Annotated in this window: 15 protein-coding genes; 11 read left to right on the top strand and 4 right to left on the bottom strand. The window is 42.1% G+C overall.

The features are described 5' to 3' along the window. Positions 1-40: 40 nt before the first annotated feature. Positions 41-2,479 (bottom strand): glycerol-3-phosphate 1-O-acyltransferase PlsB, encoded by a 2,439-nt coding sequence (gene plsB, locus C0W29_RS13160; protein ID WP_045045218.1) that lies wholly within the window; start codon positions 2,477-2,479, stop codon positions 41-43. 350 nt (positions 2,480-2,829) lie between these two features. Here plsB and lexA point away from each other — a divergent pair, with 350 nt between their 5' ends. The 5 genes from lexA to C0W29_RS13135 all read left to right on the top strand — a co-directional run bounded on the left by lexA (position 2,830) and on the right by C0W29_RS13135 (position 7,953). After that, positions 2,830-3,450 carry a transcriptional repressor LexA gene (gene lexA, locus C0W29_RS13155; protein ID WP_036789278.1) on the top strand — a complete coding sequence of 207 codons (621 nt, stop codon included), beginning with the start codon at positions 2,830-2,832 and terminating at the stop codon, positions 3,448-3,450. 282 nt (positions 3,451-3,732) lie between these two features. Then, complete coding sequence (gene coxB, locus C0W29_RS13150; RefSeq protein ID WP_036789280.1) at positions 3,733-4,869, top strand: cytochrome c oxidase subunit II; 1,137 nt, start codon at positions 3,733-3,735, stop codon at positions 4,867-4,869. 18 nt (positions 4,870-4,887) lie between these two features. Continuing rightward, the gene (gene ctaD, locus C0W29_RS13145) at positions 4,888-6,477 is read left to right on the top strand and encodes a cytochrome c oxidase subunit I (protein ID WP_045045217.1); all 1,590 of its coding nucleotides are present in this window, start codon (positions 4,888-4,890) and stop codon (positions 6,475-6,477) included. An 11-nt stretch (positions 6,478-6,488) separates the two neighbouring features. After that, entirely contained in the window at positions 6,489-7,067 is a 579-nt protein-coding gene (locus tag C0W29_RS13140; protein WP_045045216.1) for a cytochrome c oxidase assembly protein, read from the top strand. After that, complete coding sequence (locus C0W29_RS13135) at positions 7,051-7,953, top strand: cytochrome c oxidase subunit 3 (RefSeq protein ID WP_045045215.1); 903 nt, start codon at positions 7,051-7,053, stop codon at positions 7,951-7,953. The genes C0W29_RS13140 and C0W29_RS13135 overlap by 17 nt, the downstream gene beginning before the upstream one ends. Before the next feature lie 11 nt (positions 7,954-7,964). On the opposite strand, the gene C0W29_RS13130 is transcribed toward C0W29_RS13135, so the two are convergent. Continuing rightward, the gene (locus C0W29_RS13130; protein WP_036789288.1) at positions 7,965-8,177 is read right to left on the bottom strand and encodes a DUF2909 family protein; all 213 of its coding nucleotides are present in this window, start codon (positions 8,175-8,177) and stop codon (positions 7,965-7,967) included. Positions 8,178-8,247: 70 nt separating this feature from the next. On the opposite strand from C0W29_RS13130, the gene C0W29_RS13125 reads away from it, so the two are divergent. The 6 genes from C0W29_RS13125 (at position 8,248) to C0W29_RS13100 (ending at position 13,393) form a co-directional block, all read left to right on the top strand. Then, positions 8,248-8,931 (top strand): SURF1 family protein, encoded by a 684-nt coding sequence (locus tag C0W29_RS13125; protein WP_230850440.1) that lies wholly within the window; start codon positions 8,248-8,250, stop codon positions 8,929-8,931. Next, positions 8,928-9,461 (top strand): hypothetical protein, encoded by a 534-nt coding sequence (locus C0W29_RS13120; RefSeq protein ID WP_045045214.1) that lies wholly within the window; start codon positions 8,928-8,930, stop codon positions 9,459-9,461. The genes C0W29_RS13125 and C0W29_RS13120 overlap by 4 nt, the downstream gene beginning before the upstream one ends. Positions 9,462-9,490: 29 nt before the next feature. Then, positions 9,491-10,546, top strand: coding sequence for a COX15/CtaA family protein (locus C0W29_RS13115; RefSeq protein WP_045045213.1), 1,056 nt, complete (start codon positions 9,491-9,493; stop codon positions 10,544-10,546). Continuing rightward, positions 10,539-11,468 carry a heme o synthase gene (gene cyoE / locus C0W29_RS13110; protein ID WP_045045212.1) on the top strand — a complete coding sequence of 310 codons (930 nt, stop codon included), beginning with the start codon at positions 10,539-10,541 and terminating at the stop codon, positions 11,466-11,468. Before C0W29_RS13115 ends, cyoE begins: the two co-directional genes overlap by 8 nt. Positions 11,469-11,551: 83 nt before the next feature. Continuing rightward, positions 11,552-12,889 (top strand): MATE family efflux transporter DinF, encoded by a 1,338-nt coding sequence (gene dinF, locus C0W29_RS13105; RefSeq protein ID WP_045045211.1) that lies wholly within the window; start codon positions 11,552-11,554, stop codon positions 12,887-12,889. 114 nt (positions 12,890-13,003) lie between these two features. Next, positions 13,004-13,393, top strand: coding sequence for a 3D domain-containing protein (locus C0W29_RS13100; protein ID WP_036789298.1), 390 nt, complete (start codon positions 13,004-13,006; stop codon positions 13,391-13,393). A gap of 68 nt (positions 13,394-13,461) precedes the next feature. Here C0W29_RS13100 and nfuA read toward each other — a convergent pair whose 3' ends face one another. Together nfuA and C0W29_RS13090 are read right to left on the bottom strand one after the other, a co-directional pair. Continuing rightward, positions 13,462-14,046, bottom strand: a complete 585-nt coding sequence (nfuA, locus tag C0W29_RS13095) for a Fe-S biogenesis protein NfuA (RefSeq protein ID WP_107174181.1) — start codon at positions 14,044-14,046, stop codon at positions 13,462-13,464. A gap of 129 nt (positions 14,047-14,175) precedes the next feature. Beyond that, a complete protein-coding gene (locus C0W29_RS13090) occupies positions 14,176-14,886 on the bottom strand; it encodes a ComF family protein (RefSeq protein WP_045045210.1) in 711 nt (236 codons plus the stop codon). Positions 14,887-14,909 lie beyond the last annotated feature (23 nt).

Raw genomic sequence — 14,909 nt, 5'->3', positions numbered from 1 at the left:
TAAAAAAAGCGCCGGTAGGCGCTTTTTTTGTGATTAATAATTAGTCGTTACCTAATTCTTCATCAGGGTGCATCACCGCTTGAATAGTTAATCTCACTTCAGGTGAAATTAATGAGGTTAATAAGCTTGCCAGTTTCTCGACTGGATGAGTGACTGCGTGGCATTCATCATTGAGATAGCCTTCACTACGAAGGGTTTTCACCAGCGTACTAAACACCCCTTTATCGAAAAATTCTGGTGCATTAATACCATGTAAGCGACTTAAACGTTGAGCAAGGACTTGGCTTTGTTGTTCCAAGTCAGTTTTAGGTAATTGCGGCTCTGCATTAAGTAGTGTCAGTGCTATTGCATAACGTTGCAGCGTTTCAGTAATGGTACGTGCTAATAGCTGCAATGGACCAATACGGGCATTATTAATCGCAATGGTGTCATCATTAATGAGCAATAATCGTTGACGTACTAACTCGGCAATTAAGCGATCTATTTCTAGCGGTAATTGTTGGTCATCAAAGCGTAAGAACAATTCAGCTTTTAAGAACGGATACAGTAACTCGACTTGTTGATGAATATCAGCGCGAGTTAAGCACTGTTGTTGCACCACAATATGAGCAATTAATGACGGCAACGCAAACAAGTGAATAATGTTGTTACGGTAGTAGGTCATTAAGATTGATTGTTGACGATCAAGGGAAATGATTTCACCTAATACGTCACGTTCAACCAAGAATTTATCCATCGTAATTGCATGATCGACCATTTGGGTAGCATTGTCTTTTGGTGTCGTACAGTGGTTTGAATATGGCACATTACGCAGTAGTTCAAGGTAACATTCAATTTGTTGTTCTAATGAACTACGGCTTAATGCCCGTTGGCGTGATGATAATAGCGCCAATGCACATAATGTCAGGGCGTTAGTCGCGGCGGCATCATTAATGTGAGTCATCATCTTAACCGCTAAATCATTCACCGTCGGAGAGAGCCAATTCGGACGCTGTGGCTCTATCGGATTGATATCTTTGTGCCAACCCGGTACGTTATCATTTAAATATTGATTGAGTGATAATGGCTCACCAAAGTTAACGTAACCTTTGCCGAAATTACGTAATTTACGCAATGTACGCAGCACTTGGCCGACATTTTCTTTTTCTTTACGTTTACCTTGAAGCTCTTTGGCATAGGTGCCCACTTCCATCACGTGCTCATAACCAATGTAAACTGGCACTAAAGTTACTGGGCGATTTAAGCCGCGTAACATTGCTTGGATGGTCATGGATAACATGCCTGTTTTGGCTGGCAGTAAGCGCCCGGTACGAGAACGTCCGCCTTCACTGAAGTATTCAACTGAATAGCCTTTAGCAAACAATTCTGCTAAATATTCACGGAAAACCGTCGAATAAAGACGATCACCTTTAAAGCTGCGGCGAATAAAGAACGCGCCACCCCGACGAAATATAGGTCCGGCAGGGAAGAAGTTTAGGTTAATACCGGCGGCAATATGCGGTGGTACTAAGCCTTCTTGATACAACACATAAGACAGTAATAAATAGTCCATATGACTGCGATGGCAAGGAACATAGACAATTTCATGACCATCTTGCGCTAACCGACGGATACGTTGTGCATTGGTAATATTAAGTCCTTGATAGAGCTTATTCCACAACCAACCTAAGAAACGCTCGCCATGTTTAATCAGTGGGTAAGAGAAATCGGCTGCGATTTCTTCCATCATTGCAATCGCTTCACGACGGACTTTTTCAACCGGCACTTGACGGCTTAACGCTTCCTCTTGTACTACTTTATCAATTGCTTTTGATGCTAACAGGCGTTTGAATAATAGTTTGCGATCAGGCAATCGAGGGCCAGAGGTTGCTAATAATTGACGCGAGAAGTGAATCTTAGCCACTCGTGCTAACTTTTGTGCAATTGCATCATCAGTGCCGTGATTATCCGCCATATAGCGTAAAGACACCGGGGTACTCAAACGCACTAAGCAATCTCGACCATGGCCTAAAATAGCCCAGGTTTTTTTGGGGCCATTTAAAGGACGTAAAATAGGCTTAGTTTTTGACTCTTTACCCGGCGCTCGACCCCATAAAATAGAAGCAGGGATCAATTGAATATTTAATTCGCTGTCTTGTTTATGTAACTCTAACAGTTCACTAAATAGCGTGATTGAATCTTGCGGCAGGCCATTCTTATTACCGAACACACTCGGGCTTTCTGCGACACAAACAAAGCGTGGAAATGATTTACCATTAATTTCTAATGTCGATAATGGATCAGGTAATCCTGATGCTAGTGCACTGCTACGTAGAGTTAATAGATCAGTATTAGAACGGTACGGCAATATATAGACGATTGGGCGTGCTAAATCGAGTTCTAGGTCAGCAACTGGATCAGATGGAATCGAATGAGGTTTTACCAACAAAGAAAGTGGCAATTTTAATAATTGTTGATAGATTTTCTGCCCACTTGACATAGATATAATTAGCCTCTGAATCTTAATACGCCGCACAGTTGCAGAAAAATGCAACTTTCATGCAGGAGATATGCGGTAAATAAACGTTAAAATACCACTTTTTTGACTAGGTTATGGTTTATTTTTATGACAACTTTTGGATTAAAAATCGATCTGGCATGACCAGTTAATGAAAGATGATTGATTCTGTTGGAATTATTGCCATAAACAATAGCATTATATTTTTTCAATCCAAGTTACTGAATGGCTTTGAATTCCTACTCAAATTGCTGTTTTCGTAAACAATTGGCTTTTATTGTCTCTGAACACTGGATATACTCACAGCAACTGTATAAAAAGACAGGTGACTCATGAAGCCGTTAACGCCGCGACAACAACAAGTCTTTGATTTAATCAAAGCAAAGATAGATGACTGTGGAATGCCACCAACACGAGCAGAAATCGCCCGTGAACTTGGTTTCCGTTCAGCCAATGCTGCAGAAGAACATTTAAAAGCCTTAGCCCGTAAAGGTGTGTTAGAAATTATTCCAGGTGCATCACGTGGAATTCGCTTATTAATTGCGGATGATGCAACAGAAGAAAAAGGCTTACCTTTAATTGGCCGCGTAGCCGCAGGTGAGCCGATTTTAGCCCAAGAGCATGTTGAAGCTCATTATGAGGTTGATCCAACCTTGTTTAAACCACGAGCAGATTTCTTATTGCGCGTTAATGGTATGAGCATGAAGAACATCGGCATTATGGACGGTGATTTACTTGCGGTACATAAAACTCAAGATGTGCACAATGGCCAAGTTGTTGTTGCTCGTGTTGATGACGAAGTAACGGTTAAACGACTGGATAAGCAAGGTGTGAAAGTCCTGCTTCATGCTGAAAATGAAGAATTTTCGCCAATTGAAGTTGATTTAGAACATCAGAATTTAACCATTGAAGGTATTGCTGTTGGCGTGATCCGTAACGCTGATTGGATGTAAATATCAGCTAACGACAGATTGAGTAGACACCACAGAAGCGTAGCGCCTAAGCTGCGCTTTTTTTTTGCCTCGTAAAATGATTTTTAATATTTTATCTCGTATATCATAAGCTTATCTAGTGAGTTGTTAGTAGTTTTTTGTTGGTATTTTTTTGCGCTATTACCATTTAGTGCCTAAGTTAAACATAGAGGAATGTTATTTTAGCTTTGCTGCGGGTGGATGAAATTTGTCGCTGCATATGCTAAGGAAGGCGAGATGTAGCCGACAAAGGAGGTCAGAACGATGATACGTAAACTGATCGGTAGTAGTGGATTAATCGTATTTTCATCACCACTCGTGGGTGAGACAATGCAACTCAATATGACGCCTGGCGTTACTGCAATAAGCCAAGATGTATTTGGGCTACATATGACGATCCTTTATATCTGCATTGCTATCGGGGTGGTGGTTTTTGGGGCCATGTTTTGGTCTATTTTTCATCATCGCAAGTCTAAAGGTGCTGTTGCTGCTTCTTTTCATGAAAGCACTAAAGTTGAAATAATTTGGACTCTGATCCCATTTCTTATTTTGATTGCGATGGCAATTCCAGCCACTAAAACCTTACTGGCAATGGAAGACCCGTCTAAATCTGATCTTACTATTCAAGTCACAGGTTCACAGTGGAAATGGCATTATCGCTATTTTGATCAAGAGGTTGAATTTTATTCACACCTTGCCACCAGTGCCGCTCAAATAGATAACCAGCGTCCTAAAAGAGCCAATTATTTATTAGAAGTTGATTATCCATTAGTGGTGCCCATCGGCAAAAAAATCCGTTTCTTAATTACTTCGCAAGATGTGATCCATTCTTGGTGGGTACCTGCGTTTGCGGTTAAGAAAGATGCGAATCCTGGTTTTATTAATGAAGCATGGACGCGTATTGATAAGCCCGGAATTTATCGCGGCCAATGTGCAGAGTTGTGCGGCAAAGATCATGGTTTTATGCCGATAGTGGTGATTGCTAAACCGCAAGCTGAATACGATCAATGGCTACAACAAACCCAAGCGAGTCAGCGCCAAGCACGTGAACAAGAACAACAACTGTTAGCGATGACGATGCCGATGGATGAGCTGATGACTCTTGGCGAGAAAACCTATAACAACCGTTGTGCTATGTGTCATCAGACCAATGGTAAAGGGATCCCTGGTGCTTTTCCTGCACTTGCTGCTGAAGGGGTTTCGATTGATCCTCAACGCCGAAATGAACATATCAAGATTGTGGTACATGGTAATACAGGTACCGCAATGCAAGCTTTTGGTCCGCAATTAAGCCTTAAAGAGTTAGCTGCCGTAATTACCTATGAGCGTAATGCTTGGGGAAATAATACCGGAGAAACCGTACAAGCCGCGGATGTAGCAGCGATTAAAAATGGCCAGTAGTTATAAGGAATGATAAGCATGACGGATATATTGCGCCAACAACCAACAATTGATCACCACGACCATCACCCGCCAGCAGGGATTAAGCGGTGGCTATTTACCACTAATCATAAAGATATTGGTACGTTGTATTTGTTGTTTAGTTTGTCGATGTTTTTTATTGGCGGCGCAATGGCGATGGTGATTCGAGCAGAGTTATTTCAGCCAGGTTTACAATTAGTTGAACCGAATTTCTTTAATCAAATGACCACGGTTCACGGTTTGATCATGGTTTTTGGTGCGGTGATGCCAGCTTTTACTGGTTTGGCTAATTGGATGATTCCATTAATGATTGGCGCGCCAGATATGGCATTGCCCCGAATGAATAATTGGAGCTTTTGGATTCTACCATTCGCTTTCAGTTTGTTATTGGCATCGCTGTTTATGGAAGGTGGTGGGCCTAATTTTGGCTGGACATTCTATGCCCCATTGTCGACCACTTATAGCCCTGCTAGTACCGGATTGTTCGTGTTTGCGATTCATATAATGGGGATTAGTTCGATCATGGGGGCGATTAATGTCGTGGTCACTATTATTAATATGCGTGCCCCCGGTATGACTTATATGAAGATGCCATTATTTGTATGGACATGGTTAATTACTGCTTTCTTATTAATTGCGGTAATGCCCGTTTTGGCTGGTGCAGTAACCATGGTGCTAACCGATAAATATTTTGCTACCAGTTTCTTTGATGCCGCTGGTGGTGGTGATCCAGTAATGTTTCAGCATATATTTTGGTTTTTTGGACATCCTGAAGTTTATATTATGATTTTGCCGAGTTTCGGTATTATTTCGGCAATTATCCCTACGTTTTCACGGAAGAGACTCTTTGGCTATAGCTCGATGGTGTATGCCACAGCCTCGATTGCAGGGTTGAGTTTCTTAGTCTGGGCCCACCATATGTTTACCACTGGAATGCCTGTTGCGGCTGAACTTTTCTTTATGTATTGCACCATGTTGATCTCGGTGCCGACAGGCGTAAAAGTGTTTAATTGGGTTGCAACTATGTGGCGGGGTTCACTGACCTTTGAAGTACCAATGCTGTTTGCGATTGCGTTTATTGTGCTATTTACCATTGGTGGATTTTCTGGATTGATGTTGGCGATCACGCCGGCTGATTTTCAATATCATGATACCTATTTTGTGGTGGCACACTTTCATTATGTACTGGTATCTGGCGCTATTTTTTCAATTATGGCAGCGGCTTATTACTGGTTACCTAAATGGACCGGGCATATGTTTAATGAACGGTTAGCGCAGTGGCATTTTTGGTGTTCATTAATTTCAGTCAATATTCTATTTTTCCCCATGCATTTTCTTGGCTTAGCGGGTATGCCACGTCGAATCCCTGATTATGCACTGCAGTTTGCCGACATTAATGCAGTGGTCAGTATTGGTGGCTTTTTATTTGGCTTATCACAATTGTTATTTGTCGTGGTGGTGGTGAAATGTATTCGAGGGGGCGAAAAAGCAGCCTCAAAACCTTGGGAAGGGGCGGAGGGTTTAGAATGGACTGTGCCATCTCCTGCGCCATATCACACCTTTTCAACTCCGCCTAAAATTGATTAGCGGAGGTTGATATGGAGCCACAATCAAGACGCTCGGTTATTGCATTGGTGTTTGCAGCCGTAGCAATGTTTGGGTTCGCGTTTGCGTTAGTGCCGTTATATGACGTGTTTTGTGACCTTACCGGTATCAATGGCAAAACGGCAACAACGCCAACCACGGCTAGCGATAAGATTGATCGTAGTCGTACTGTGACAGTCGAATTTGTTGCTTATATTAACCCTGATGTGAAGTGGCAATTTACCCCCCAGGTGACGCAAGTAGATGTTCACCCTGGGGAGACGAAAATAATCAAATATGATGCTAAAAATCTTCATCATCAAGCATCTATTGGACAAGCCGTCCCTTCGGTAACCCCAGGGATAGCGGCACAATACTTTAATAAAATTGAATGTTTTTGCTTTAACCATCAACCATTAGCGGCGGGTCAGCAAGCCGAATTACCCTTGGTGTTTTATGTCGATCCTGATTTGCCACGTGATATTAAGGTACTCACATTGGCATATACCCTTTATGACGTGACGCCTGATTTAACGCCCCTTACTCAACCTGATGAGCTAGATAATGAGGTGACAAATGTCGAACTCTTATGATGACCCTAACCAACCAGCAGTAGCGAATTCTAATGAATATTATGTTCCAGCGGCTAGCGGTTGGCCTATTTTAGGAGCGATAGCATTATTTTTAATTGCCTTAGGTGCTGGAGCAACGGTGGGTAATTTACTTGCGGGACAGGGGCCATGGATTTTATTAACTGGGGTGGGATTGATCTTATTGATGCTGACAGGGTGGTTTCGAGATGTGATCACCGAGTCTATGGGGGGGTTATACAGTACCCAGATGGATCGTTCATTTCGGCAAGGAATGAGCTGGTTTATTTTTTCTGAAGTGATGTTCTTTGGGGCGTTTTTTGGGGCGTTATTTTATATTCGAATGATTGCGGTGCCGTGGCTGGGAGGGGCAAGTAATAATGCAATGACTAATATTGTGTTATGGCCTGATTTTGTCGCGGATTGGCCATTAGTATTAACCCCTGATGGTACTGAAACTCAAGCAATGGGGCCGGTTGGATTACCTTTATATAACACCATTATTCTTCTGACCTCGTCCGTAACACTCCACATTGCCCATCTTGCATTAGAAAATAATCAACGACGCCGATTAAGCTTATTTTTATTAGTTACTGTGTTACTTGGTGGCATATTTGTGTATCTCCAAGCAGTGGAATATATCCATGCTTATCATGAGTTAAACCTCCGTTTGGACAGCGGTGTTTATGGTAATACGTTCTTTATGTTAACTGGGTTTCATGGCGTGCATGTCACGTTAGGCGCGATTTTATTATTGGTGGTGTGGTGCCGAGTTTTAATCGGCCATTTTACTCCCGAGCATCATTTCGCGTTTCAGGCTGGTGCTTGGTATTGGCATTTTGTGGATGTGGTGTGGTTATGCTTATTTGTGTTTGTTTATATTTTATAGTGGTAGTTAGGCTAGAGAGTATAAGGGGTTGGATTTGGTTGAATAACCCCAGTTAATAAAGCAACGATTAATAGGCTAAATAAGATCACCGCAATCAGTAATCGGCGCCCAAAATAATGCGATAAAGGTAATGATGATTGGCCTTTTAATATGGGGGGTAAAGCGCGAAATAAGCTAATCACCATTAATAGTAATAATATGATAAATAAAGACTTAATTAGCATGGTAAGTGCTCCTTTGGGGATTGTTTAAAGCATAGCTGGTTTTAACGGTGAGCGATAAAAAGGATATGTAATGATGCGAAGTGTCGCTTTTATTATCTTTTCAATTGCAGTGGTGGCGTTGTTACTCAAATTGAGTTGGTGGCAGATAAACCGTGCTGATGAAAAACAACGGTTACAATCACAAATTCACCATCGTCAACAAACTGTGATCACTGATTTAGCCCAACTGCCGATTGAGCCGTTATGGCATAGCATTACTCTTGAAGGTGAGTTTGATAATCAACATCCGATCTTATTGGATAATCAGCTCTATCGTGGGCGACCGGGTTACCACCTTTACTTACCTTTTATGAGTCAGCAGCAGCGAGTATTAGTCAATATTGGTTGGATTGCAGCACCGCCATACCGTGAAATATTGCCGACCTTACCGCAACTTAATGGTCACCAGATTATTCACGGAGTGATTGCTCCCGCGCAGCAATTATTACAATTTAAGCCGGATGCTGCTGACGGACAGTGGCCATTACGAGTACAAAATATTGGTTTAGATTGGCTTACTCAACAACTACAACAGCCGTTGTTACCGTGGGTTATTCAAATATCCGCATCAAGTCCAATTGCATTAATTCAAACATGGCAGCCAGTAGTTATGGGGCCTAAAAAACATTATGGCTATGCGATGCAGTGGTTTTTATTAGCCATCGCGGTAGTTTTGCTTTGTTTATGGTGGTTACGCAGGGAGCGGACAGCATGAAAAAATATCAATTATTGTTAGTGGTCGCAGCAGTATTTGCGTTACCTATCATCATTGCGAAACTGATGCTACATCAGCAGTGGTATCAAGGCGGAGTGACTAATCGAGGCCAATTATTACAGCCAGCAGTAACGGTTACTGAGTTTGCGATGCCGCAAACATGGCAATTAATTTATTGGCTACCACCGACTTGTGATGAACGTTGCCAAGGGGCGTTATTTAATTTGCGTCAAGTTCCCCAAGCTGTTGGTGCTGATAGTCAACGATTACATAGTTTAGTGCTAGTCGCTAATCAAAGTACGATTCCGGCGGCATTGTTACAAGGGTTAGATCAGCGCAAGGTGGATGCATCATTACAGCAACAGTTAACCCAATTAGAATACGGTTTAACCACGATATATATTGCCGATCCTCACGGTAATATGTTGATGGCTTATCCCTTAGTCGCTGGAGAAGAAGCTATTTTAATGCAAGGTAAGGATGTGTTACGTGATTTGAAACGATTGTTGAAAGTTTCAAAAATAGGCTAACTCATTACTGCTATTAGGGAGGATAACGAATGATTACTATCAATAATAATGATCGCTACTTCTTTTATTTAGTCAGTTTTAGTTTTGTGTTGGCACTGGCCGTCGTGGCATTAGGTGCTTTTACTCGTCTTACTGAAGCGGGACTTGGCTGTCCTGATTGGCCTGGTTGCTATGGTTTTTTAACCGTTCCCGAAACTGAACTTGAACAACAAACCGCAGCAGCATTCTTTCCTCAAACCCCATTAGAGCCCCAAAAAGCATGGAATGAAATGCTGCATCGTTATATTGCCGGTATGTTAGGTTTATTTGTTGTTGTTATTAATATTATGGCGTGGCGACAACCATCACGACCTAAGTTATTACCTGTATTGTTATTAGTTATGGTCTTCATCCAAGCCTTATTAGGAATGTGGACCGTAACCTTGGTATTAATGCCTGTCGTCGTGATGGCGCATTTATTGGGTGGCTTTAGTATTGTAAGTTTATTGTGGCTGTTACGGTTACAGCTTCAATTACCATTATCAATAATAACTAATATGACGCTAAAAACCTTATATTGGTTGCGAATTGCGGCAATTTTCAGTGTGGTGGTGGTTATTTCCCAGATTGCATTAGGCGGTTGGACTGCGGCTAATTATGCAGCATTAGTCTGTAGTAAATTACCTATTTGTGAGGCCGATTGGCGACAGTTGTTTGATGCGAAAGCCTTTTTGTTGCTGCAACCTCAGCATGATAGTTACCAGTATGGCGTGCTTGATTATGGCCAACGAGTATCTATTCATGTTGTGCATCGAATCGGGGCGATGATAACCACGGTAGCAGTATTAGCACTGGCATGGTTATGTTGGTTACAGCCATTATTACGCCGTTATAGCTTAGGGTTAGTACTATTACTGATTATTCAAATCGCATTGGGCGTGACCAATGTAGTGGCCAGTTTACCATTAGCAGTAGCGGTAGCTCATAACGTCACAGGTCTAGGGTTATTACTTGCGATGGTGACGGTTAGTTATCGTGTTGGTGTCGGCTCGCGGTTGCCGTGGGAGGTACATCAACCATTAAAGAAGGAGCTGCCACATGGATAAATTACAATGGCTTGATCGCATCGGCGTATCACCCGTCGCTACGGCAGTATGGCAAGATTACTTAACCATGACCAAGCCTAAAGTTGTGGCGATGTTATTACTCACTGCGTTAGTTGGTATGTGCCTTGCTGTTCCCACTATTCCTTCAGCAAGAGTAATGCTACTTGGATTAGCTGGGATTGGTTTACAAGCTGCTGCCGCCGCCGTTTTTAATCATATACTTGATCGTCGCTTTGATGCTCAAATGGCGCGAACCTATCATCGACCCTTAGCAAAAGGGCGGATCCCAACCTCAAAAGCAGTATTGTTTGCGTGTTTATTAATGGTATTAGGTTTTGGTCTATTGTGGCTGCTGAATCCATTAACCGCATGGCTGACAATGGCGAGTTTAGTCGGTTATGCCGTGGTTTATACGGTATGGCTCAAGCATGCGACACCACAAAATATTGTGATAGGAGGCTTAGCAGGGGCTGCGCCGCCATTACTAGGGTGGACGGCGGTGACTGGCAGTTTAGATCCACATGCACTGTTATTAGTGATGTTAGTGTTTGCGTGGACCCCACCACATTTTTGGGCATTAGCAATCCATCGTCGTGATGATTATGCGAAGGCGGGGATTCCGATGTTGCCAGTTACTCATGGTATTGAATACACAAAAACCATGGTGTTGTTTTATACCTTATTGCTGTTTGCGGTCGGGTTATTACCGTGGTTAACCGCTATGAGTGGTGGCATTTATCTAATCGGTAGTAGCGTGTTGAATTTTGGTTTTATTGGTTATGCAATTAAGCTTAAATATTTTGATACTACTGGCCATGCATGGGCAACATTTAGGTATTCAATCTGGCATTTATTAGCCTTGTTTGTGGTGTTGTTAGTCGATCACTGGTGGTTAATATCGCTCCTAAATGGCATCGACTGATATTTTGTTATAGCTATCAGTCTATTGTCTTTCCCTCTGATGGTAAACTGTTGCCTTATTTATACATTAGGTAAGGGATAAGTGTGCTCGCCGCATTAAAAGATAAATCACTACATTATCAAGTATTCGCGTTAGCACTGCCGATGGTGTTATCTAATATTACGGTGCCATTACTGGGGTTGGTTGATGCTGCCGTTATCGGTCATCTAGATCAATCATGGTATTTAGGTGGCGTAGCTGTTGGCGGCACCATGATTAATGTGACCTTTTGGTTACTCGGATTTTTACGGATGGCAACCACTGGCATCACAGCTCAAGCGCAAGGAAGTGCTGATAAAGATGCTCAAGCTGTTATTTTTGTTCAAGGCATGGCATTAGCGTGGCTATTTGGGGCAGTGTTAGTCGCACTACATCAGCCTGTGAGCCAAGTTATTTTTCACTTTAGTAGCGCTGGTAATGAAGTAAAACTGTACGCAGCGCAATATTTCTCAATCCGTATTTGGGGGGCACCTGCGGCTTTAGCCAATTTTGTGATCATGGGTTGGTTACTCGGGATGCAAAACGCAAAATTACCGATGTGGTTATTAATTGTGACTAATGTCGTCAATATAGCGCTTGATTTGATATTTGTCCTCGGTCTTGGTTGGAAAGTACAAGGTGCAGCTGCAGCGTCAGTGATTGCCGATTACAGCGGTATGCTGCTGGGATTATGGTTTGTGGCTCAACAATGGCTACAGTTAGGTTTACCACCGTTAAAACAAAAATTGAGCAGTGTACGTCATGGTATAGGACGGCTACTTAAGCTTAATCGCGATATATTTTTACGCAGTTTATGTTTACAAGCGACATTTACCTTTATGACCTTTCAAGGAGCACATTTAGGCGATAATGTGGTCGCGGCTAATGCCGTCTTAATGAGCTTCTTAATGCTGGTATCTTATGCGATGGATGGCTTTGCTTATGCGATGGAAGCGTTAGTGGGGAAAGCCGTTGGTGCGAGAAATAAAGGTCAATTAGAACGTTATTTAGTGGGTACAACGTTTTGGAGTTTATTGATTGCGCTAGCTTTGACTGCAATATTTGCTTTCTTTGGCACCCAGATTATTGGGATCATTTCAGACATACCAGCAGTGCAACAACAAGCTGATATTTATCTACCATGGTTAACCGCGGTGCCTTTAGTAGCGATGTGGTGTTTTTTGTTAGATGGGGTGTTTATTGGTGCCACGCGAGGCAAAGATATGCGTAATAGTATGTTCTTAGCAACCAGCGGATTTTTTGTTATTTGGTGGCTGATGAGCAGTTATGGCAATCATGCTTTGTGGGCGGCAATGATTGGTTTTATGGCTTTGCGAGGGGGAATATTAGCGCTGATCTTTATTTCTCAATGGCGAAAAAATATATTTTTACCGCACACTTAATAAACAACTACTTATCATTACACTGAATGTTATTGATGATTTTTTGTACAAAAACACTTTCAATCATGATTGTGATTTGCTTAAATGCGTTCACTTCTTATCCAGGTGGTGCGAATGACAAACAAGATTATTGGTTATTTATTGTTGGTACTGAGTTTAACCTTCAGTGTTCATAGTTATGCCAGCAGTTTTAAAAAATTGAATGTAACAGCAACAGCATATAATTCAGTTCGAGCGCAAACAGATTCTAGTCCAAATATTGCAGCCTGGGGAGATCGTTTAAAACCAGGGATGAAAGCTATCGCAGTTTCTCGTGACTTACTTAAAATGGGTTTAAAGCGAGGCTCTAAAGTGAAGATTTCAGGCTTACCTGGCGAATATGTTGTGCTTGATAAAATGCATCATCGCTGGAGTCGCAAAATTGATATCTATATGGGTAAAGATGTTAGAGCAGCTAAGAATTGGGGTAAACGACGGGTAACTATTACCGTTGTTCATTCATAAGCGAACCATAATAAAAAAGCCGCATTAGAATGCGGCTTTTTGCTATTTGTACTAATGGCTCGCAATACTTAATAGTAAGAGTGATCGCCACGGGCGTGATCAGTAATATCACGAGCACCGGTTAATTCGCCTTCAAATTGGGCTAATAGCTCTTTCTCAATGCCTTCTTTTAGCGTCACATCAACCATTGAACAACCGTTACAACCACCACCGAATTGTAGAATAGCAACGCCATCTTCAGTGATTTCAGACAGGGATACATTACCGCCATGGCCTGCAAGTTGTGGGTTAATCTGAGTTTGAAGTACGTAATCAACACGTTCAATCAATGATGCATCATCAGCCACTTTACGCACTTTAGCGTTAGGTGCTTTTAATGTTAGCTGTGAACCCATTTTATCAGTGACAAAATCAATTTCAGCATCATCAAGGAAAGGAAGACTTAATTCGTCGATAAAAGCAGAAAATAGCTCAAGTTTCATTTCCGTATCACTTGCTTCAACCGCTTCTGGTGGGCAGTAGGATACGCCACATTCAGCACTTTGAGTGCCTGGGTTTACAACAAAAACACGGATATTAGTACCCTCAGGCTGCTGGGCAAGAAGTTTGCCGAAGTGCTGCTGAGCGCTTTCAGTAATAGTGATCATGGACACGATGTAATACCTGACTTATTTAGTAAGTTTTATTCATTCTACTCTTTGTGAGTCATTGTCGCATCTCTAAAGCGACATTTTTTATTTGACCACGTTTTATTAATTAATGCGCGTCTTTTTTGTTCAATATTAATTAAGTGATTGTTCAGTATGGCATAGCGTATAGATATCAACATGTTTAACACCGTGGTGAATCAATAGTTGAGTTAATTGATTTACGGTTGCGCCGGTAGTGACGACATCGTCAATAATTGCCACATGGTCTGGTAGGGCACATTGACGTAATGCAAAAGCCTGCTGAAGATTGTGACGCCGTTGAGTCTTCGTTAATTGTTGTTGAGAGGGAGTATGACGTAGACGTTGAAAAGCAGAATGATTAACACGGCTATTAAAAATCGTAGCTAATGCTAAGGCGAGTTGATGACTTTGATTAAAACCCCGTTGGCAGTAACGTCGCCAATGTAAAGGAACCGGCAATAATAGTGGTGCCGGTTGGGTAATTTGACGTGCTAGTTGTTGTGCCAGTGGTTGAGCTAACCAAAATTTACCGTAGAACTTAAGCTGATGTACCAGTTGTTGTAAAGGGGGGCGATATTCGCCTAAACGATAGAGGCGCTGCCATCGCGGTGGTTTACTTAAGCAACGACCGCAATGAGCGACAGTACTCAGTGTGGTGGTACCGCAATGTTGGCAATAAGGGGGCGTTGGAAAGTTGGTTATACAGTGGTTGCACCAATAGCGTTCGATTTGAGTCAAGGGAAGTTGGCATAGCGAGCAATGTCGAAACAGCAGTTGATGGTATAAATTATCTCGCCATGATAGCACTTTGTTTGGCATCATTATTACTCATGAAGAATTGATGA

Origin of the sequence: Photobacterium kishitanii, from assembly GCF_003026355.1 — a bacterium.
GTDB classification, from domain to species: Bacteria; Pseudomonadota; Gammaproteobacteria; order Enterobacterales; family Vibrionaceae; genus Photobacterium; species Photobacterium kishitanii.
Note: the sequence above shows the minus strand (reverse complement) of the source record. Positions and strands in the feature narration are given on the sequence as shown.